The organism is Modestobacter lapidis (genome assembly GCF_054780755.1).
On record NZ_BAAGVS010000031.1, the window covers coordinates 25773 to 44751 of the forward strand.

An 18979-nucleotide genomic window follows, 5' to 3' on the forward strand; every position below is an offset into this window, starting at 1 on the left:
TGCGGACGATCGAATCGATGAGGACGGCGTGGCCGAACCGGCTGCTGCCGCGGGCACGCAGCCTCGCGCGGAACCACGCCGTCACCCTGACCATCAGGACGCACCGCCTCGATGCCGATGTGGTGGACTCCGGCGCCGTCCACCGGGTCCGGATCGACCTGCCGATCTGGCCCGAGAAGACCCAGACCGATGCGGGGCGGCTCATCGCCCGCGCGAGGGCGGTCACTCGGGGATTGGGCCCGGGGGATCTCCCCGACGCGCTCGACGCAGAGTTCCGGCAGCACGGGATCCGCGTCGCAGTCGCACTCGACCAGCAGACAGCCGCCTGCGACTGCCGGAGCCGACGGCGACCCTGCGTCCACGTCCTGGCCACCGTCTACGCCCTGACGCAGCTCATCGACGAACGTCCCGTCCTGACCATCGAGCTGCGCTCTTCCCGCGCGGAGGTCGCCGAGCCGACGGGCGCCGGCTGGATCGCCTTGAGCGACCTCGACCCGGCGGGCTTATACGGGTAGTGAGCGATCGCGTGCAACCGGCTCGCCGTCATCGAGACGAGGACATCCGAGGACCAGCCGTCGCTTCGAGTCGAAGCCAGGCACCCGCTGCGCGTCGAACTGGACGTGATCGCAACGAGAGAGGCCGACGCCTCGGCGGCGGGCCAGGGTGATTCGCCGCTGCCGTGCCTGGCGGTTCAACTGCCTGGTGACGCCATCAGCACCCGCAGACGGGTGATCTGAAGCGATCGCCGTACGGTGCGGGACCCACCGCGCAACTCGAGATGGATGCCGTCGGCGGCGGCCCGGTGGTGAGCCTCGGCCAGGACGGTCAGGCCGGCGGAGTTCAGGAACGTGACTGCGGCGAGATCGACGACGATCTGCGTGCAGCCGGACGTCAGGCACTGCAGCAGCACGGAGCGCAGCACCGGGGCGGTGACGCAGTCGATCTCTCCGGTGGGCGACACGGCGACCATGCCGTCTGCGCTACCTGGGGCGACGTCAACGGACAGGAGGTCATCGGCCACGATCCGCCGACTGGCGGCCCCACGAGTGGCGAGAAAGGGGTCCCTTACCGACTCCACGAGGAGTTACCTTTCGACCGGCGCCTGCTCGAGGAGCGCTGCGCGGGCCTGGCGGAAGAAAAGCCTCGCGGTGACCTAGCGCACCCGGTGGCAGTTGCGTCTGATCACGGCTGTCGGCCCAACCGCTGGCGCGACGTTACCGCCGCGGTGGTCTACGGCGCCAGTGCGGATTGCACACGGCAGAAGGCAGATCTCGTGCAGCGCAGTCCGTCCCGAGAGACCGTGTGCACCTCGCTCCTACTGGCGGGCGTTCCCGGTGTGCCCCCCGCTGCCGACGGCTTCGACGATGTCGGCGGCGATGGTGCGGAGCTTGACGTTGCGGCCCTGGGAGGCGGCGCGGAGGACGTCGAAGGCGGCATCGGCAGAGCAGCGCTGCTGCGCCATGAGGATGCCGATTGCTTGGTCGATGACCGAGCGAGAGGTCAGCGCCTCCGACATCTGCTGGCCGTAGCGGGTTCGCTCGGCCAGGCGCACGGCGACTCCGACCGCGCCCGAGGCCTGCTGGGCCCAGCGGGCGGCAGCCGTCCGGGCCGTGTCGTCGAAGGCGTGTGGCGAGGTGGCGTAGAGGTTCAGCGCACCAAAGTGTTCACCGTTGACGCCCATCGGGGTGGAGAGCACCGACTGCAATCCCTGCGCGAGAGCGTAGGAGCGGTAGCTGTCCCACCGATCATCTGCGGCCAGGTCGGGCACGTCGACCACTTCGCCGGTGCGCATGGCTTCCAGGCAGGGCCCCTCGCCCCGGGCGTACTGGATCTCATCAGCCCGAGCGGCCAGAGCGTCGCTGCTGGCAACGGTTCGAGCCTTGTCGTCCAGTCGCACGGTGATCCCGCAGGACCGGTGCCCGGCCGCAGCCAGCTGCACCAGCTCGTCGAGAAACTCCGTCATGCCCGCGGTGCTGAGAATCAGTTCCTGCAGTGCCGCCTGATCGACGAGGGAATCCATCCCTGTGCTGACGGTCCTGGTCGCGCCGTTGCCTGGGTCGGACATGAGTCCGTCCCTCTCTGCAGCACCGAAGAGCGCTGCTCACCGTTGTTCACCAAGGGCGGCGAGCCACGGTCTGGCGCACGCGAGTAGGCCCCGACAGCTCTCACGCTACGCGTCTTCGCAGTGCCGACGGGAACTCCGTTCGCACCGGTTTTCCGCCAGCGAGGCCCACAGCCGTGCAGTGGGCCTCGGCTCTGGTTGGCACCGTTACCGCCGTCTCGACAACCTGGTTCAGCGACGAACGAGGTGGGCGTCCCGGGTGCCGGACACACCCGGGACGCCCTTCGTTCAGCTGCCGGTCTCGTCGAGCAGGTTCCACCGGCCGTCGGCGTACTCCTGCAGGCGGTATCCGTGGATCGGCGGCTCGGAGGACGACGTCCCGTCCAGCGTCACACCGGGCAGCAGCATGGGGATCTCGCCCTCGAGCTGGTGGATGGAGTCCATCAGCCCCTGCCGGCTGAGATCCTCCATGCCTTCGAGCGCCGCCACGAGGGTGGCCGCCGCTCCGTAGCCCCAGGCGGCGTTGGCCAACTGAGGATCGGCGTCCGGGCTGTACTGCTCCATCCGGCTGACGAACTCGGCCACGTCGTCGTCCTCGGCCCACTGCGGGTCATCCGGCGCCTTGACGAAGTTGGCGCTGATGACGTCGTCCTCATCGGTGACTCCCGCGGGCTCGACGACCTTCTGGATCGAGGACGTGATCGTGATCACCGCGATCGTGGGCGACCAGCCGATCTCCCGCGCCCGCTTCAGGAGGCCCGTCTGCAGATTGGGGAAGGCGACCGCGGAGAACAGGACGTCGGCGTCGGAAGAGGCCAGGTTGGTGATCTGGCTGTCCAGGGTCGCGTCGGACGGCTCGTAGGTCTGCTCCGCGACGATCTCGACCTGCGAGCCCTCGATCGCCTCCTCGAAACCGCTCAGGTAGGCCTCACCGAGGTCGTCGTTCTGGCTGAGCACGGCGACCCGGAGCGGCCGGTCCTGGGCGGCGAAGTACTCGCCGTAGGCAGCGCCTTCTCCCGCGTAGGTGGGCCGCCAGCCGACCGTCCAGGGGTGGGCCTCCTGGTCCCCGCTGAGCGCGGGGGCGCCGCTGTGGGTGAAGACGTGCGGCACCTCGAGCTGCTGCGCCCGCTCCATGATCGCGAGGTTCGTGGCCGTCCCGAAGGTCTGCATCACCCCGAACACCTCGTCCTGGTCGACCAGGCGCTGGTAGTTCTGCACGGCACGCGCCGGGTCGTAGCCGTCGTCGTAGTCGACCAGCTCGATTTGGCGGGCGACGCCGTCGGAGAGCGTGACCCCGCCGGCGTCGTTCACCGCGCCCAGGTAGGCGAGGACACCCCCGCGCGCGGCGGTGCCGAGCCCGGCGAGCGGGCCGGACAGCGGGAAGCTGGAACCGACCTTGATCGTGGTGTCGGTGATGCCGGGGGCGGCGGAGGAGTCGTCACCCCCGCTCTCTTCCCGGCCGCACCCGGCGATCGCGGTGACCGCGGCCAGGCCGACGACCAGTGCCTTGACGGACGTTCTGTGCCTCATCGGACTTCTCTCTCTGGAAGGGGTGGGGCGGGTATCGGGTGCTGCGAGGGGAGATCGGGGACTGCTGGCCGGCTGCCCGGCAGGACACGTGCCGCGCCGGCCAGGACCCGGTGGACGGCCGAGGCGAGGCCCCCGGGGAGCAGGAACATGACCAGCAGGACGCAGAGGCCGTACAGGAGGTAGGACTGTCCGGCGTCGACCGCACCGGTCACGTTCGGGACCAGGACGTAGAACGCGGCACCGAGCAGGGGCCCGAGGGTGCTGCGCAGCCCGCCGATGACGAGGACGGCCAGCAACGAGATGCTGAAGGTGACGATCAGCGTTTCCGGCGAGATGAACTGCACCGCCACGACGTAGAGCCCACCGCCCACCCCGCCGCAGGCGGCCGCGACGACGAACGCCCCGACCTTGTACCGCTGCACCGGGATGCCCATGGCCGTCGCCAGCACCTCGCTGGAGCGGATGGTCGCCAGTGCCCTGCCGTGGCGGCCCTTCAGCACGTTGCGCACCAGCAGGAAGACCGCGGCGCTGATCAGGGCGATCACCAGGAAGCGCCACTGGTCGTTGTCGAGCCCTGACCACTCGGGCGCGGAGACCGTCCTGGTGGCCAGGCCCGGTGAACCGCCGGTGAGCCCGTCGAGGCGCTTGGCCAGCGGGACCGCGACCACCGGCAACGCCAGGGTGACCATGGAGAGGGCGTAGCCCCGCAGCCGCACCGCCGGTATCGCGATGATCGCGCCCACCAGTCCGGCGATCAGGACCGTCACGGCGAGACCCACCAGCAACGGCCAGCCCCGGGCAGTGCACACGGCCACCGCGTAGGCGCCGATGCCGTAGAACGCGCTCTGCCCCAGGGACACCTGGCCGGTCCAGCCGGTGAGGACGTCGAGGCCCAGGAGGGCGACCGCGGTGGCGAGCACGATCGACAGCTGCAGGTTGACGAAGGGGCTGGCGTTGAGCGGCAGCGAGACGACGGCGACGACGAGGAGCGCGGTCGCCGTGAGACGTGCCCACCGGGGGAGTCCGGTCATGGGCCGAGAGGTGCCGAGGGAGCTCATACCCGCTCCACCTCCACGCGGCCGAACAGACCCTGGGGGCGGAAGAAGAGGACCAGGCACATGAGCACCAGCGGGACCGCGATCTTCAGGTCGTTGCCGATGGCCGGGATGAAGGTGCCGGCGAGGTTCTCCACCACCCCGATGAGCCAGGCCGCGACGACGGCGCCGAAGGGGCTGTCGAGACCACCGAGCACCGCGGCGGCCAGCGCGTAGATGAGGACCATGTCCATCATCCCGGGCTGCAGGTACAGCGCCGGGGCGACGAGCGTGCCCGCGAGCGCCCCCAGCGCCGCGGCCAGTCCCCAGCCGGTCATCAGCAGTAACCCGACCGGCAGACCCGACAGGGAACTGGACTCGGGGTTCACCGCTACCGCCCGGAACCCGAGCCCGAGCCGGGTCCGCATGAAGAGCAGCTGGAGCGCGGCGATCACCAGGAGCAGGACGACGACCGTCCCCAGCGCCACGTAGGTGATCCCCACGTCCCCGAGCTCGATGCTTCCGGCCGGGAACACCGCGGGGAACTGGGTCAGGCTGGTTCCCCAGATCAGGCTCACCAGGCCGTTGACGCTGATGAACAGGCCGATGCTCACGACGATCCCGACCAGCGGCTCCGCGCTCTCGAAGCGGCGCATCACGACGCGTTCGAGAAACGCGCCCACGACCACGGACAGGAGCAGGGCGCCGGCGATGGCCAGCCAGACCGGCAGGCCGATCGTCGTCAGGCTCCAGGCCAGATAGGCCGAGAACACCGCCATCTGGCCCTGGGCGAAGTTGATGACGCCGGTCGCCCGGTAGGCGAGCACGATGGCGAGCGCCAGCGCCGCGTAGATCGAGCCCGATACGAGCCCGTCCAACACTTGGTAGAACAGCAGCACGGGGTCCTCCTCAGTCGCCCAGGTAGGCGCGCCGGACGTCGTCGTGTCCGGCGATGTCGGGTGCCGGGCCGGCGAGGACGACCTGGCCGGCCTCCAGGACGACGGCGTGGTCGGCGATGGCGAGCGCGAGATTGGCGTTCTGCTCCACGACCAGGACGGCGAGGCCCCAGTCCTGGCGCAGCCGCGGCAGCATCTCGAACAGCTCTTGGGTGATCCTGGGCGCGAGACCCAGGGACGGTTCGTCCAGGAGGAGGAGCTTCGGGCGGCTCATGAACGCCCGGCCGATGGCCAGCATCTGCTGCTCCCCGCCGGAGAGCTCGCCGGCCTGCGAGCCCCGTCGCGCCCGGAGCACCGGGAAGAGGTCCTCGCAGTGCGCCATGTCCTGGGCCACGCCCTCCCGGTCGCGACGCAGCAGCCCGCCGACGGCGAGGTTCTCCCTCACCGTGAGCTGCCGCAGGGTTCCCCGCCCCTGCGGCACGTGCGCGATCCCGGCGCGGGCGACACGCGACGGCGATCCCGAGGGCAACGGGTGCCCGTCGAAGACCAGCTGACCCTGCCGACGGAGGAAGCCGCTCAGGGCACGCAGGACCGTCGTCTTGCCCGCCCCGTTCGCGCCCAGGAGGGCGGTCACCCCGTGCGCGGCGACGTGCAGGTCCACGCCGTGCACCACGGTGCTCGACCCGTAGCCGGTGGTGAGGCCGGTGACCTCCAGCAGGTTCATGCCGCCGTCCCCAGGTAGGCGGCGACCACGGTCGGGTCCCGCTGCACCTGCGCCGCGCTGCCTTCGGCGACCTTGCGGCCCTCGACCAGCGCGACCACCTTGTCCGTGACCGTCGAGACCAGACCCATGTGGTGCTCGACCAGCACCACGGTGAGCTCCAGGGCGTCACGGAGGGAGCGGATGACCGCGCCGAGCTCGTCGACCTCGGAGTGGGTCAGCCCGCTGGCCGGCTCGTCGAGCAGCACGAGCCGTGGCCGCAGGAGCAGGGCCCGCGCGATCTCCACCCGCTTCTGGGTGCCGTGCGGCAGGTCGCCGGTGCGTACGTCGGCGACCTCGGCGATCGCGAGCCGATCCAGCACCTCCAGGGCCGCGGCACGCAGCTCCCGCTCCTCCCGCCGGGCTGACCGGAGGCCGAGGGCGTGCGCGACCGCCGGTGCCCGCAGGTGGGGGTGGGCGCCCACCAGCACGCTCTCGAGGACGGTCTGTTCGGGCAACAGCACCGGGTGCTGGAACGTGCGCGCCACCCCGGTGGCGGCGATCCGGTGGACCGGGAGCGCGAGCAGGTCGACGCCGCCGAGGGTGATGCTCCCCTCGGTGGGCACGTAGGCGCCGCTGATGCAGTTGAACAGCGACGTCTTGCCGGCCCCGTTGGGCCCGACCAGCCCCACGATCGTCCGTTCGGCGACATCGAGGTCCACCGCCCGCAGCGCCGCCAGGCCCCCGAACGCGAGGGAGACGCCCCGCAGCTGGAGCAGGGCCTCAGACACCGGTGTCCACCGTGATCGTCTTGCGGCTGGTGAACCCCTCCAGGGCTCCCTCCAGCGAGAACTCCCGGCCGATACCGCTCTGCTTGACCCCGCCGTAGCTCATGCCCGGCAGCTGGCCCGTCCCACGGTTGACCTGCACCCAGCCCGCCTCCAGGGCGTGTGCCGTGCGCAGAGCCTTGCCGATGTCGTGGGTCCAGACGTAGGCGGCCAGGCCGAAATGACTGTCGTTGGCCATCTCGATGGCCTCCTGTTCCTCGGTCCAGGGGATGGCGACGAGCACGGGGCCGAAGATCTCCTCCCGGGCGATCCGCCAGGACGGGTCGACTCCGCGCATCAGGGTCGGCAGGTGGTAGAGGCCCTGTCCGAGCGGACCGGCGGGGTCGGGGAGACCGCCCGTCACGATCTCGGCGCCGTCCCGCTGCCCGCCCTCGACGTAGTCGACGACCTTGTCGAACTGGGTCCGGTTGACCAACGTGCCCATGTCGGTCGCCTCGGCCAGCGGGTCTCCGACCACCAGGGCCTCCACGCGGGTCCGGACCCGGTCGAGGAAGGAGTCGAAGATCGACTCGTGGACGAGCAGCCGTGAACCAGCGGTGCAGGACTGGCCGTTCCGGGTGAAGCGCATGCCGGCGACGACCCCGGCCGCGACGTCGTCCTCGTCGGCATCCGGGAACACGATCGCCGGGCTCTTGCCGCCCAACTCGAGGGAGACGGGGAGAATCCGCCGGGCCGCCTCCGCCATGGCCAGCCGGCCGACACGGGTCGAGCCGGTGAAGGAGACCTTGGCGATGCCGTCGCTGCGCAGCAGCGCCGCCCCCGCCTCCTCGCCGAGCCCGGTCACGACGTTGAGGACCCCCGGCGGGAGGTGCCGGGCGCAGTGACGGGAAAGCTCCAGGACCGCCAGCGGGGCGTCCTCGGCGGTCTTCAGCACCATGGTGTTGCCGGTCGAGAGGGCCATGGCGATCTTCACCGCGGCCAGCTGCACCGGTGCGTTCCAGGGGATGATCGCCCCCACCACGCCCAGGGGTTCGCGCAACGTGTAGTTGAGCAGCCCACCGCCCAGGGGCACGGTCTCGCCCTTGTGCTCGCCGACCGTGCCGGCGAAGTACCGCAGCAGGGCAACGGCGCTGGCGATCTCCGGCCTGGTCTGCGGGCGGATCGCATTGCCCGTCTCGGTCGAGAGCAGGCGGGCCATCGGCTCCGCCGCCGCTTCGACGTCATCGGCGATCGCACCGAGCACCCGCGCCCGTTCCGCGGGGACCGTGGCGCGCCAGGCCGGGAAGGCCGCGGCGGCCGCCGCCACGGCGTGCCGGACGTCTGTCTCGTCAGCGCGAGGGGTGCGACCGACCACCTCGCCGGTGGCGGGATTCGAGACGTCCAGCCAGCGGTCGAGAGCGCCGGGGGTCCACCGACCGCCGACCAGCATCGGGCTGTCGGCCGCGGCCGGCGGGGCGACCCGGCGGGTCGCGGTCGTACTCGTCGTCGACATGGCTGGCGCTCAGGGCCGCGCAGCGGCGTCGACGACGGTGTTGCGCAGCGTCCCGATCTGCTCGATCTCGACCTCGACCACGTCACCGGACACGAGGAGACGAGGGGGTGTGCGCACAAACCCGACACCGGCGGGCGTTCCGGTCGCCACGACGTCACCCGGCTGCAGGGTCGTGGTCTGACTGATGTAGGACAGGATCCGACCGACCGAGAAGAGCATGTCCGAGGTGCTGCCGACCTGCATGACCTCGCCGTTGACCCGGGTCTCCAGCTTCAGGCCACCGGGCTCGCCGAGCTCCTCGGCGGTCACGATCACCGGGCCGATCGGCCCGCTGCGGTCGAGGTTCTTTCCCAGCATCCACTGGGTGGTGTCGAACTGGCGGCTGCGGCCGGTGATGTCGTTGAACACGGTGTAGCCGAAGACGGCCGCTGCCGCGGTCTCCTCGTCGGCGTCGGTCAGGGTCCGGCCGACGACGACGGCGAGCTCGACCTCCCAGTCGAGCCCCGGCTCCGAGGGTGGGACCGGGATGGTGTCCCCGTCCGAGATCAGCGTCGAGGGCCAGCGCCCGAAGACCGTCGGGTGGTCGGGGACCACGGCGTTGGCCTCGTCGGCGTGGTCGCGGTAGTTGAGCCCGACGCACACGACCTTCGCCGTGCCGGGCACGGGTGGCCGCGGCTCGAGGGACGAGCGTGCCTGCGCCGGACGTGCTGAGGCCGGTTCCTCGCTCGTCCACCGGGGGAGATCGGCGTAGAAGTCCGACACCTCGGCCACGGGAATGACCTCGTCGCCGCGGACCAGGCCCACGGTGACAACTGCGCCGTCCTGGAAAGCGATGTACCTCATGCTGTGTTGAGCTCCTCGAATGGGGGCCTGACCAGGGCAGCGGTCAGCGCCCAGGGACCGCCGTCGGCGGTCTCGGGTATGGGTGTTGGGGTCCGGGTGGTGCGAGGGGCTCAGCTCTGCGCGCGCACCCGACGCTGGTGCTCGATGGCCTGCATCGTCTGCGGGATCGCGGTCACGACGGCGACCACGATGACGACCACCGGGGTGAGGGCGGGAAGATCAGGGAGCACCACGGCGTCCAGGGAGTACTTCCCGGGGCCGCTGAAGGCCAGCACCCCGGCGACGAGAGCCAGGACGAACGGGTACTCGCCGCCGCCCTGGGTGTTCCAGAACGAACGCGCCTTGGCCATCGTCGAGGTCGCGGCCACCAGCATGGTGCCGGCCGCCACGGCGGCCGCCAGCGGCGTCGCCAGACCCAGCAGCAGCAGGATCCCGGAGCCGATCTCGCAGGCGATCGCGAGCTTCGCCTTGGTCAGCCCGGGGCGGTGCCCCAGCGATTCCATGAACGCCGCGGCGCCGGTGAGCCCCGGCCCCTGGAGCCAGCCGAGGGCCTTCTGCAGGCCGTGGCAGACCAGCACCACGCCGAGCACCACACGCAACAGGAGCAGGGCGAGGTCGATCATCTGCGCGTCGTCCATCAGCGCGTCGCCGCCGTCTCCACGTCCATCGTCTCCAGGAGCGAGGCGTCGATCACCCCGGTCTCGCCGTACTGGTCGACGCCGCGGCGGACCCCCTCGATGATCTCGGCGGGGGACTGCGTGAGGTCGACGGCCTGCAGGTAGCCCTGCCGGGCGACGAGACCGGTCGGCCAGTAGACCTCGCACCGGTTGCCGTCGGGGTCGTAGAAGTACACGCCGATGGCGTTGCCGTGGGTCACCGTGTACTCGATCTTGACGCCGTGCTCCACGAAGCGCTGGTGGAACTCGATGACGTCCTCCAGCGTCGAGCACCGGAAGGAGATCTGCTGCAGCCACAGCTCGCCGGCGGCGGCCGTGCGGCCCTCGGTCAGCAGGATCTCGTGGTGCTCGATGTCGGGCCGCGAACTGAGGAACGTCAGCCCGTGCTCGCGGTCGTCGTCGCTGACCTGCAGACCCAGGATGTCGCGGTAGAAGGCGAGGGATCGTTCCAGGTCCAGGACATGGATCCCGACGTGGGCGAGTCGCTCGATTGAAGGCACGGTCCACTCCCGTTCAAGCTGTAATCAATAGGTTCATTGGGATGCTGCAGGTCACCCACTGGCTTGTCAATGACCTCATTCGTTATAGTCGACCCGTGTTCGAACCGGGGCAGTCCAAGGCCGAGGCGCTCGCCGCGCACGTCGATCGACTCGTACGGGAGCGGCGCCTCCGATCGGGCGAGTGGATCGCCACCAAGGCCGAGCTGCGCGAGCAGACCGGCCTGGCCGCGGCCACCATCAGCGAGGGCATCCGGCTCCTCCAGGCCCGTGGCCAGGTGACCGTGCGGCCCGGTCCGGGCGGCGGCCTGTTCGTCGCCTCGGTGAGTCCCCTGGTCCGATTGGGGCACACGCTGGTCTCCGTCCAGGGCGAAGCCGTCGACCTGCTCGACGCCTTGACGGTGCGCGAGGGGCTCGAGCCGCTCGTCGCCGTCGATGCGGCTCGGCACCGCTCGGCAGCCGACATCGTGGAGCTGCGCGCACTGGTCGCTCGGATGGCCGAGGCCCTGCACGACCCTGAGGGCTTCCTGCGGGCCAACTGGCGGCTGCACGAGCGCATCGCCCGGATCAGCGCGAACGTGGTCCTGCGCACTCTCTATCTGGGTCTGGCCGGCTTCCTGGAGGAGCAGGCGTTGGCGATCGCCGCCGGAGTGGACGAGGAGGAGCACGCCCTCCACAAGGAGCAGCGGCTTCGTCTGCACCAGGACCTCGTGGAGGCGATCGCGGCAGCAGACGTCGAGGAGGCCGAACGGGTCGGGCGCCGGCACGCCGTCCATCTCTCTGTTGCCGATCGGGCCGCCGATCGGGCCATCGATCAGGTGCCCAGCGCCACGTAGGGACGGCCGCGACCCGCGGCATCGGGAACGGCGCCGACGGGGAAGTCGACGGGGTCGGTCATGCCGGCGCAGACCTCGAGTACGCGATTGCGCAACCAGCGATGTGCCGCATCGGCGGTGTTGCGGGGGTGCCACCACATGCGCTGCGTCAGCACGGGCAGGTGCACCGGTGCGGGAAGCAGACGCACGCCGGCGCTGCGCTCGACGTAGGGGCCCGCCCGATCGAGCACCAAGGTCACGAGGTCGGTGTCCTGCACCAGCAGCGGCGCCAGGAGAAAGCTCTCGACGACGAACTCCACCCGCCGCGGCAGCCCGATCGCCTCCAGGTGACGATCGGCCAGCCCCAGCGGCTGACCCCGCCCGCGTGAGTAGATGACGTGACCGAGGTCGAGAAACATCTCGAGGGTCATGACGTCGCCGACGGCGGGGTGGGATGCCGACACGCAGCAGGACCACCGGTCCCGGAACAGGGGCCGCGACTCCAGCGTGCCCGCCGGGAGGATCTCGGTCGGTTCGATGACGAGGTCGACGTCGCCGTCGCGCAGCATGCGCACCGCATCCGGTGACCGCGGCAACACCTGGATGGCGATGCCGGGTAGGTGCACGGCGTATCGGGCGATCAGTGGCGCCACGACCAGGAGCAGGCTGTAGTCCGAGCAGCTGATCGTGAAGGTCCGCGCGTCGCGGGCGGGGTCGAAGTCCCGTCCCCCGTCGACGACCTGCTGCGCGATACCGAGCAGCTCGCGCACCGGATGCACCAGCGCCTCGGCCCTCGGTGTGGGCGTCAGGGCGACCCCCTCCCGGACGAAGAGCGGGTCGTCGAGCAACCTGCGCAACCGGGCCAGGGCGTTGCTCATCCCGGGCTGGCTCAGGCCCACCTTGCGGGCCGCCCGCGTCACGCTCCGCTCGGTCAGCAGGGCGTCCAGTGCGACGAGCAGGTTGAGATCGACGCCGGCGAGGTTCGTCACTTGGTCACCACCATGCTGGCAGCGTGACCCATCACGCAGACTGATACAAGGGATTGACACTAATGAATTGAGCTATTGAGGGTTTCGTCCCTACAGTCCCGTCATCCCTACCGATGGCGCTCTGTCGATGACTTGAGGAGAGACCCATGACCCGTCCGCTCGAGACACCCCCTGACATCGAGGTGCCCGTCCTCATCGTGGGCGGGAGCATGGTCGGACTGTCCACGGCGTTGTTCCTCTCCCACTACGGCATCCAGGCGATGGCCGTGGAGCGGCACGAGCGGACCGCCATCCATCCCCGGGCGGGGCACTTCCACCTGCGCACCCTGGAGCTGCTCCGCTCCGTGGGCCTCGAGGAGGTCGTCGCGCGGACCAGTGCCGAGGCCTTCTTCCCGAACGGGGGCATCAACGCCGTCCAGTCCCTCGCCGGTGGGGAAACGGCCAGCTTCATCAGCAACCTGAACGCCGGGGTCGAGGAGTTCAGCCCCACGCGTCGGCTGTTCGTCGCCCAGCAGGCCCTGGAGCCGATCCTGCGCTCGCGCGCCGAGGAGCTCGGCGCCGACCTGCGCTACTCCACCGAGGTCGTCTCCGTCGTCGACGACGGGGAGGGCGTCACCACCGTCATCCGGGACAAGGCATCGGGTCAGGAGCGCACGGTGCGCTCGCGCTACCTGGTCGCCTCGGACGGCTGGCGTAGCCAGCGGCGCGCCCAGCTGGGCATCGAGACACGCGGCCAGGGCCTGCTGTCGCGCAGCGCCACCATCTACTTCCGGGCGGACTGCCGGGAGCTGCTGGCGGGCACCCACCTCGGCGTCATCTACGTGCTGAACGAGAGGCTGCGCGGGTTCTTCCGCTTCGAGAAGTCACTGCAGTCGGGCTTCCTGGGCGTGGCGACCCTCGGCGATCCCACCCGTCCCGGCGCGCTGGACGTCAGCGCCGGCTTCACCACCGACACCGCCGTCGAACTCGTCCGGGCGGCCATCGGCGTCCCCGACATCGACGTCGAGATCCAGGACGTCGCCCACTGGGAGGCGACCGCCGCCCTGGCCGACCGGTACCGGGGTGGGCGGATCTTCCTCGTCGGCGACGCGGCCCACGTCGTCCCGCCCTACGGGGGCTTCGGCGGCAACACCGGCGTCCAGGACGCCCACAACCTCGCCTCGAAGCTCGCCCTCGTCCTCGACGGGACCGCCGGCGAGGCGCTGCTGGACACCTACGAGGCCGAGCGCCGCCCGGTGGGCGCACTGACCGTGGACCAGGCCTTCAGCCGCTACACCCGCCGGCTCGCACCCGAGTTCCTGGACGAGCAGACGCCGGAGCTCGTCGACGACTTCAGCATGGAACTCGGCTACCGGTACCACTCGGCCGCCGTGCTGACCGAGGACGACGACAAGGCTGTGCACCAGGCGGTGGTGGGGCATCCCCGCGAGGCGCTGGGCCGACCGGGCAGCCGGGCTCCCCATGTCGCTCTCCGGGTCGACGACCACGACCGCTCGGTCCTGGACCTGCTGGGCCGCGACTTCGTCGTCCTCGCCGGGCCGGCCGGCCAGGTGTGGGCGGAGGCTGCTGAACGGGCGTCCAAGGAACTCGGTCTCCCGCTGAGCGCCTACGTGGTCGGCAGTGACACCCCCGTCGCCGACGGTGAGGGCCACTTCGCGGACGCGTACGGGCTCTCGGACGCCGGAGTGGCGCTGGTCCGTCCGGACGGCTTCATCGCCTGGCGGAGCCGGGACCTCGCGGAGGACCCCGAGGCAGCGCTCACCGACGCGCTCCGCGCGGTGCTCTGCCGCTGAGCCGACGCGCTCTGCCGCCGAGCGGAGCACTCCAGCCGCCCGCCGATGACAGGTGCGCAACGCCCTGTCATCGGCCCGGGCCCGGCCATCAGACCGGACATCAGACGCAACCGGAGGGGGACCATGGCCGCCAGCCGTGATCGACGAGGGCAGGAGCCTGTCGAGTACTTCAGTGAGGAGCGGTCGGCGGAGGTGGTGGCGGCGAGCTTCGCCGATACCCCCGATCCGCGGCTGAAGCGGGTGCTGACCTCCCTGGTGCGGCACCTGCACGACTTCGTCAAGGACGTCGAACTCACCGACGAGGAGTGGGGCACGGCGATCGCCTTCCTCACCGCCACCGGGCAGAAGTGCGACGAGGTGCGGCAGGAGTTCATCCTGCTCTCCGACGTCCTCGGCGTCTCGATGCTGGTGGAGACGATCAACCACCGCACCGGCGGGCAGTCCACCGAGTCCACCGTGCTCGGCCCCTTCCACATGGTCGAGTCCCCGCCCCGGGAGCTGGGCGCGGACATCGCCCTGGACGGCAAGGGCGAGCCGTGCCTGGTCACCGGGCGGGCCACCGGCCCGGACGGACAGCCCCTGGCCGGCGCGGTCGTCGACGTCTGGCAGGCCAACGAGGACGGCTTCTACGACGTGCAGCAGCCCGGCATCCAGCCCGAGCGCAACCTGCGCGGCCTGTTCACCGCCGACGACGAGGGCCGGTTCTGGTTCCGCAGCATCGTGCCCAAGTACTACCCGATCCCGGACGACGGCCCGGTCGGCGAGCTGCTCGCCGCCACCGGCCGGCACCCCAACCGCCCGGCGCACGTGCACTTCATCGTGACCGCTCCGGGGCATCGGCCGGTGACCACCCACCTGTTCGTCGACGAGAGCCCCTACATCGACTCCGATGCGGTGTTCGGGGTCAAGGAGAGCCTGATCCGGGAGTTCCCCGAGGTGGACGACCCCGCGCGGGCCGTCGAGGTGGGGTTGCCGAACCCGTTCCGCGCGGTGCACTTCGACGTCACCCTGCTGCGCGAGGGCCAGGCGCAGACCTCGGGGCCGTCGTGAGCCTCGCCTTCACCTACCAGGCGCTGCCGATGCGGGTGCTCTTCGGCGCCGGGATGCTCGCGAGGCTGCCCGAGGAGGTCGCCGCGCTGGGGCTGCGCCGGGTGCTCGTCCTCTGCTCACCGGAGCAGGAGGACACCGGCCGCCGCGTCGCGGCCGCGCTGGGGGATTGCTCGGCCGGCGTGCTGGCCGAGGCGACGATGCACGTCCCGGTCGAGGTCGCGAAACGCGCCCGCGCGCTGGCCACCCAGCTCGGCGCCGACGGCTGCGTCGCGGTCGGCGGTGGCTCGGCGGTCGGTTTGGGCAAGGCGATCGCGCTGGAGCACGGACTGCCGGTGATCGCGGTGCCGACCACCTACGCCGGCTCGGAGATGACGCCGGTGTGGGGGTTGACCGAACACGGGCGCAAGCGCACCGGTCGCGACGAGCGGGTGCTGCCGCGCAGCGTCCTCTACGACCCCGAGCTCACCCTCAGCCTGCCCGCCGGGTTGTCGGTGACCAGCGGCATGAACGCGATCGCGCACGCCGTCGAGGGGCTCTACGCACCGGACGCGACGCCGGTCATCTCGCTGATGGCCGAGGAGGGCGCACGAGCGCTGGCCACCGCACTGCCGTGGGTCGTCGCCGACGGCGCTGACCTCGATGCCCGGGCGGAGGCCCAGTACGGGGCCTGGCTGTGCGGCGCGGTGCTGGCGGCCACGACGATGTCGCTGCACCACAAGCTCTGCCACACCCTCGGCGGCACTCTGGACCTGCCGCACGCCCCGACCCACACCGTCGTCCTGCCGCATGCGTTGTCCTACAACCAGCCCGCTGCGCCCGGGGCCCTCGCCGCGCTACGCCGCGCGCTGGGCCACGACGACCCCGCTCGCTGGCTGTGGGACCTCGCCGGCCGGCTCGGTGCACCCCGGTCGCTGCGCGAGCTGGGCATGCGGGAGGACGACATCCCGCGGATCGTCGAGCTCGCCGTCAGCGACCCCTACGCCAACCCACGGCCGGTCACCGCGCCAGGCGTCGAAGCACTGCTGCGGGCCGCCTGGGCGGGCCGGCCACCGGGGTGAGGGCACCGGGTTCCAGTCATCGCGTAGTCCGAAATCGCGCCGCCGGGACCCGGTACGGACCGCCGGTGCCGGACGCGACCGGGACGTAGAGACCCTCCCGCTCGGCGCGCACGGCCGCCAGCGTCCTCGTCGGAGCGGACAGCTTGGCGAGGATGTGCTCCAGGTGCGCTGCGACGGTGCGCTGCGCCACGACCAGCGCCGCCGCGATCTGAAAGTTGGACCGACCGTCGACCAGGAGTCCGAGCACCTCGAGCTCTCTCGGCGTCAATCCCCGGAGGGTGCCCGGTGGCGAGACGAGCACCATGCCGGCCAGGGCCGCCGGTACGTCCTCGGTACTGGCCATGGCGGTGATGCGGGCATGGCCCTCGGGCGCGTGGCGGCCACCCAATGGCCAGAGGAAGGACGTGTAGACGTGCCCGGAGGTGATCGCGTCCCGTGCCGCGTGCACCGCGGGGGAGTCGTCTGCGAGCAGCGGATGGCCCGCCAGTCCCGGTAGCGGGTCCATCCGTCCGTCGTCGTGCAGGACCGCGCCCGCGATCGCCCCCTGGACGAGACGTGCGGCCGCCAGCAGGGACCGCATCGGGTCGACGGCGAGGGCCAGCACCGGTGTCAGCCGGCGGAGCAGCCGGCGACTCCGCGCCGGCGGCGGGCGCACGACGGCACGGCAACCCCTCGGCCGCGAGCAGCCGAGAAGGCGTGACAGAGGTGTCAAGCATCAACCGAGACACCGCCAACGATCAGCCGAGATCGGACGGATTCGTAGTGGGGCGGGTGGGGCTCGAACCCACGACCCAGGGATTATGAGCACTTCCCGCCGAAGCGCTGTGCTGACCTGTGAAGACGCAGGTCGCTAGCGAGCGTGCAGCGCCTAGTACCCGGCTGTAACGCGACCAGGAGACCGCCCGGCCTCTGCGTCCCCTGCGGGGGTCCGCTGGTTGCATCGACATCGATGTACGGCACGGAGCTTTGCCCGGTGCCCCGCTCGCCACGATGTACGAATCGATCACCCTGTTGCCGTCCGGCCCTCATCTCGTTCCAGACCGCGGCCGTGTGGCGCTCAGTCCGAACTCAGCCGATGTCGTCCAGAAGCGGCGCCAACTGGTTGTCGACGATGTCGCGGATCATGTCCGCGTTGACGCGAAAGTACTCGTGGACAACTACGTTGCGAAGACCAGCGATCGAGTTCCAGGGCGTGTCCGCGTGTTCCCGCTTGAAATCTTCCGGCAGGGATTTCACTGCCTCACCGACGACGGCAAGGTTGCGGAGCACGGCGTCATAGGCCATCGAACCGAGTTCCGCCGAGTCGAGATAGTCGCGGTAGGCGATGCAACGCGAGATCGCGATCCGGATGTCCGCCAGGCGCTCCTCGTCCGAGCGGCTCACACTGCCACCGCGTCTGCGAAGGCGGTGGCCGAGACTTCATCGCGCATGAGCGTTGCCGCCACGACATCGACTCGGACGCCCAGGAGCGCGCTCAGTTCCTCGGCGAGCCCGGCCACGCGCAGCAACTCGTTACCGGCGCCTGGAGCCAGGTCGACCAGGAGATCCAGATCGCTGTCCTCTTGAGCGTCGCCCCGGGCCACTGATCCAAACAGGCGTGGGTTGGTAGCGCCGTACCGACCCAGCACCTCCGCGACACGGCTCCGCTGCCGCTCGAGGGCAGCACGAAGCCGCAGCGTCGCGGCGGTCGGCTCACTCCCCATGGCTGAAGGGTAGCGAGAGACCCGCCAGGCACCGCTCTCGTCGAGCCAGGCGACCACGTTGGCCTTCGTGCGCCCGGACGCCTGTCCCAGCAACCCCTGGGAGCCGCCCAGGTCGACGAAGTTGGTCTCGAACGTTTCATACTTCGTCCAGGTTCCGCTGTCGGCGTCATGCGTCCAGCGGCGGCGACGAACGCGGAGTGCGTGGTCAGACTCAGCCGCTGCTCACCGCAGGCCCGACAGCACGCCGGTTATGGTCGCCGCGATGGCGTCGTCCACACCGCGATGGCCGCGGCCTGCCACGCCAGTACCCGGACGCCGGACGTGACCAGCGCTGTCGCGGTGAACTGCGTGGGCACCAGCAGAGGTCCGAGCAGGCTGACGCCGGGCACGCCGTACCGCTCGAAGGCGTGCTGGAACTTCTGCCGACGCTTCGATCGTCGCCCGTCGCTGGTGTCGTAGGAGCGCCCGACGAGCGCGGTGCGGGCCCGCGACCCGAGGAGCACCAACAGCGTCACGCACAGGAAGTTGCCTGTGGCGGCCGCGATCGCTGCGACAACGGGGTTCAGGCCGCCGAAGATGCCGATGGCCGCCGCGCCCTCGCCCTCGATGAAGGGGACGGCGCCGGCGGCGGCGACGATGACGGGCTGGAGCGCCTCGGGCACCTGGGCGACGAGCTGCTGGAAGTCCTCGAACAAGGAAGTGGCGGAGCTGGACACGGGATCCTCCGATACGGGTCGTGGTCGTCGAGCCGCTCCTGGCGGCGGTGTCCATCCCACTGGCAACGAGGCCAATGGTTAGCAAGCTTGATCGGCTGTCTCGGTCCGTCAAGGACTTCGGTGGGCTGCTTGAGCGGGCTGGCAAGCGGAAGCGGTCAGTTCTCTGCCTGGACTTGGGTGTGGACACCACGACGCCGGTGGGGGAGTTCACCGCCAACGTCGTTGTGTCGGCGAGTCAGTGAGGTTTTCTCACCTGGTTCCGCGGTCGAGTGAAGTCAGGACAAGGGCGGCGGCGGCAATAGCGGTGATCCGTTGTGGGCAGACGGTCACGCGATC

Annotated in this window: 22 protein-coding genes; 6 read left to right on the top strand and 16 right to left on the bottom strand. The window is 70.6% G+C overall.

The window, feature by feature from the left end:
• Positions 1-17 precede the first annotated feature (17 nt).
• Complete coding sequence (locus ACYVG5_RS20145; RefSeq protein ID WP_222050427.1) at positions 18-515, top strand: SWIM zinc finger family protein; 498 nt, start codon at positions 18-20, stop codon at positions 513-515.
• 176 nt (positions 516-691) lie between these two features.
• On the opposite strand, the gene ACYVG5_RS20150 is transcribed toward ACYVG5_RS20145, so the two are convergent.
• The 11 genes from ACYVG5_RS20150 to ACYVG5_RS20200 form a co-directional block, all read right to left on the bottom strand.
• The gene (locus ACYVG5_RS20150; protein WP_460683482.1) at positions 692-1021 is read right to left on the bottom strand and encodes an STAS domain-containing protein; all 330 of its coding nucleotides are present in this window, start codon (positions 1019-1021) and stop codon (positions 692-694) included.
• A 294-nt stretch (positions 1022-1315) separates the two neighbouring features.
• A complete protein-coding gene (locus ACYVG5_RS20155; RefSeq protein WP_460683483.1) occupies positions 1316-2065 on the bottom strand; it encodes a GAF and ANTAR domain-containing protein in 750 nt (249 codons plus the stop codon).
• Positions 2066-2350: 285 nt separating this feature from the next.
• Entirely contained in the window at positions 2351-3592 is a 1242-nt protein-coding gene (locus ACYVG5_RS20160) for an ABC transporter substrate-binding protein (RefSeq protein WP_222050424.1), read from the bottom strand.
• On the bottom strand, positions 3589-4623 hold the full coding sequence (locus ACYVG5_RS20165) for a branched-chain amino acid ABC transporter permease (protein WP_222050423.1): 1035 nt from the start codon (positions 4621-4623) through the stop codon (positions 3589-3591). Before ACYVG5_RS20165 ends, ACYVG5_RS20160 begins: the two co-directional genes overlap by 4 nt.
• A gap of 23 nt (positions 4624-4646) precedes the next feature.
• Entirely contained in the window at positions 4647-5525 is an 879-nt protein-coding gene (locus tag ACYVG5_RS20170; RefSeq protein ID WP_222050422.1) for a branched-chain amino acid ABC transporter permease, read from the bottom strand.
• A 10-nt stretch (positions 5526-5535) separates the two neighbouring features.
• Positions 5536-6246, bottom strand: coding sequence for an ABC transporter ATP-binding protein (locus tag ACYVG5_RS20175; RefSeq protein WP_222050421.1), 711 nt, complete (start codon positions 6244-6246; stop codon positions 5536-5538).
• Positions 6243-7013 carry an ABC transporter ATP-binding protein gene (locus ACYVG5_RS20180; protein WP_222050420.1) on the bottom strand — a complete coding sequence of 257 codons (771 nt, stop codon included), beginning with the start codon at positions 7011-7013 and terminating at the stop codon, positions 6243-6245. The genes ACYVG5_RS20175 and ACYVG5_RS20180 overlap by 4 nt, the downstream gene beginning before the upstream one ends.
• Positions 7006-8502 carry an aldehyde dehydrogenase family protein gene (locus ACYVG5_RS20185; protein ID WP_222050419.1) on the bottom strand — a complete coding sequence of 499 codons (1497 nt, stop codon included), beginning with the start codon at positions 8500-8502 and terminating at the stop codon, positions 7006-7008. Before ACYVG5_RS20185 ends, ACYVG5_RS20180 begins: the two co-directional genes overlap by 8 nt.
• Positions 8503-8511: 9 nt before the next feature.
• A complete protein-coding gene (locus tag ACYVG5_RS20190) occupies positions 8512-9345 on the bottom strand; it encodes a fumarylacetoacetate hydrolase family protein (RefSeq protein WP_222050418.1) in 834 nt (277 codons plus the stop codon).
• A 110-nt stretch (positions 9346-9455) separates the two neighbouring features.
• Positions 9456-9983: a DoxX family protein gene (locus ACYVG5_RS20195; protein ID WP_222050417.1), complete on the bottom strand. Its 528-nt coding sequence runs from the start codon at positions 9981-9983 to the stop codon at positions 9456-9458.
• Positions 9983-10522, bottom strand: a complete 540-nt coding sequence (locus ACYVG5_RS20200; RefSeq protein WP_222050416.1) for a VOC family protein — start codon at positions 10520-10522, stop codon at positions 9983-9985. The genes ACYVG5_RS20195 and ACYVG5_RS20200 overlap by 1 nt, the downstream gene beginning before the upstream one ends.
• Before the next feature lie 41 nt (positions 10523-10563).
• Between ACYVG5_RS20200 and ACYVG5_RS20205 the strand changes: the two genes are divergently transcribed.
• Complete coding sequence (locus tag ACYVG5_RS20205; protein ID WP_246631038.1) at positions 10564-11355, top strand: FadR/GntR family transcriptional regulator; 792 nt, start codon at positions 10564-10566, stop codon at positions 11353-11355.
• Here ACYVG5_RS20205 and ACYVG5_RS20210 read toward each other — a convergent pair.
• The gene (locus ACYVG5_RS20210; RefSeq protein WP_222050414.1) at positions 11334-12323 is read right to left on the bottom strand and encodes a LysR family transcriptional regulator; all 990 of its coding nucleotides are present in this window, start codon (positions 12321-12323) and stop codon (positions 11334-11336) included. The genes ACYVG5_RS20205 and ACYVG5_RS20210 overlap by 22 nt on opposite strands.
• A gap of 146 nt (positions 12324-12469) precedes the next feature.
• Here ACYVG5_RS20210 and ACYVG5_RS20215 point away from each other — a divergent pair, with 146 nt between their 5' ends.
• The 3 genes from ACYVG5_RS20215 to ACYVG5_RS20225 all read left to right on the top strand — a co-directional run bounded on the left by ACYVG5_RS20215 (position 12470) and on the right by ACYVG5_RS20225 (position 16224).
• Positions 12470-14116, top strand: a complete 1647-nt coding sequence (locus ACYVG5_RS20215; RefSeq protein ID WP_222050413.1) for an FAD-dependent monooxygenase — start codon at positions 12470-12472, stop codon at positions 14114-14116.
• Between the two features lie 123 nt (positions 14117-14239).
• Positions 14240-15166 (top strand): intradiol ring-cleavage dioxygenase, encoded by a 927-nt coding sequence (locus ACYVG5_RS20220; RefSeq protein WP_222050412.1) that lies wholly within the window; start codon positions 14240-14242, stop codon positions 15164-15166.
• On the top strand, positions 15163-16224 hold the full coding sequence (locus ACYVG5_RS20225) for a maleylacetate reductase (protein ID WP_222050411.1): 1062 nt from the start codon (positions 15163-15165) through the stop codon (positions 16222-16224). The genes ACYVG5_RS20220 and ACYVG5_RS20225 overlap by 4 nt, the downstream gene beginning before the upstream one ends.
• A gap of 16 nt (positions 16225-16240) precedes the next feature.
• On the opposite strand, the gene ACYVG5_RS20230 is transcribed toward ACYVG5_RS20225, so the two are convergent.
• The 4 genes from ACYVG5_RS20230 to ACYVG5_RS20245 all read right to left on the bottom strand — a co-directional run bounded on the left by ACYVG5_RS20230 (position 16241) and on the right by ACYVG5_RS20245 (position 18643).
• Positions 16241-16879: a helix-turn-helix transcriptional regulator gene (locus ACYVG5_RS20230; protein ID WP_460683484.1), complete on the bottom strand. Its 639-nt coding sequence runs from the start codon at positions 16877-16879 to the stop codon at positions 16241-16243.
• 413 nt (positions 16880-17292) lie between these two features.
• The gene (locus tag ACYVG5_RS20235) at positions 17293-17607 is read right to left on the bottom strand and encodes a HepT-like ribonuclease domain-containing protein (RefSeq protein WP_222050410.1); all 315 of its coding nucleotides are present in this window, start codon (positions 17605-17607) and stop codon (positions 17293-17295) included.
• Entirely contained in the window at positions 17604-17984 is a 381-nt protein-coding gene (locus tag ACYVG5_RS20240) for a nucleotidyltransferase domain-containing protein (protein ID WP_222050409.1), read from the bottom strand. The genes ACYVG5_RS20235 and ACYVG5_RS20240 overlap by 4 nt, the downstream gene beginning before the upstream one ends.
• Positions 17985-18175: 191 nt before the next feature.
• Positions 18176-18643: a hypothetical protein gene (locus ACYVG5_RS20245; RefSeq protein WP_222050408.1), complete on the bottom strand. Its 468-nt coding sequence runs from the start codon at positions 18641-18643 to the stop codon at positions 18176-18178.
• A 74-nt stretch (positions 18644-18717) separates the two neighbouring features.
• Here ACYVG5_RS20245 and ACYVG5_RS20250 point away from each other — a divergent pair, with 74 nt between their 5' ends.
• Positions 18718-18885: a recombinase family protein gene (locus ACYVG5_RS20250; RefSeq protein WP_460683487.1), complete on the top strand. Its 168-nt coding sequence runs from the start codon at positions 18718-18720 to the stop codon at positions 18883-18885.
• Positions 18886-18979 lie beyond the last annotated feature (94 nt).

Excerpts from the sequence above, each read along its gene's own strand:
- ACYVG5_RS20145 (WP_222050427.1), top strand. The coding sequence starts at position 18 with ATGAGGACGGCGTGGCCGAACCGGCTGCTGCCGCGGGCACGCAGCCTC.
- ACYVG5_RS20155 (WP_460683483.1), bottom strand. The coding sequence starts at position 2,065 with ATGTCCGACCCAGGCAACGGCGCGACCAGGACCGTCAGCACAGGGATG.
- ACYVG5_RS20160 (WP_222050424.1), bottom strand. The coding sequence starts at position 3,592 with ATGAGGCACAGAACGTCCGTCAAGGCACTGGTCGTCGGCCTGGCCGCG.
- ACYVG5_RS20165 (WP_222050423.1), bottom strand. The coding sequence starts at position 4,623 with ATGACCGGACTCCCCCGGTGGGCACGTCTCACGGCGACCGCGCTCCTC.
- ACYVG5_RS20175 (WP_222050421.1), bottom strand. The coding sequence starts at position 6,246 with ATGAACCTGCTGGAGGTCACCGGCCTCACCACCGGCTACGGGTCGAGC.
- ACYVG5_RS20185 (WP_222050419.1), bottom strand. The coding sequence starts at position 8,502 with ATGTCGACGACGAGTACGACCGCGACCCGCCGGGTCGCCCCGCCGGCC.
- ACYVG5_RS20190 (WP_222050418.1), bottom strand. The coding sequence starts at position 9,345 with ATGAGGTACATCGCTTTCCAGGACGGCGCAGTTGTCACCGTGGGCCTG.
- ACYVG5_RS20195 (WP_222050417.1), bottom strand. The coding sequence starts at position 9,983 with ATGGACGACGCGCAGATGATCGACCTCGCCCTGCTCCTGTTGCGTGTG.
- ACYVG5_RS20205 (WP_246631038.1), top strand. The coding sequence starts at position 10,564 with ATGCTGCAGGTCACCCACTGGCTTGTCAATGACCTCATTCGTTATAGT.
- ACYVG5_RS20215 (WP_222050413.1), top strand. The coding sequence starts at position 12,470 with ATGACCCGTCCGCTCGAGACACCCCCTGACATCGAGGTGCCCGTCCTC.
- ACYVG5_RS20220 (WP_222050412.1), top strand. The coding sequence starts at position 14,240 with ATGGCCGCCAGCCGTGATCGACGAGGGCAGGAGCCTGTCGAGTACTTC.
- ACYVG5_RS20250 (WP_460683487.1), top strand. The coding sequence starts at position 18,718 with ATGGTTAGCAAGCTTGATCGGCTGTCTCGGTCCGTCAAGGACTTCGGT.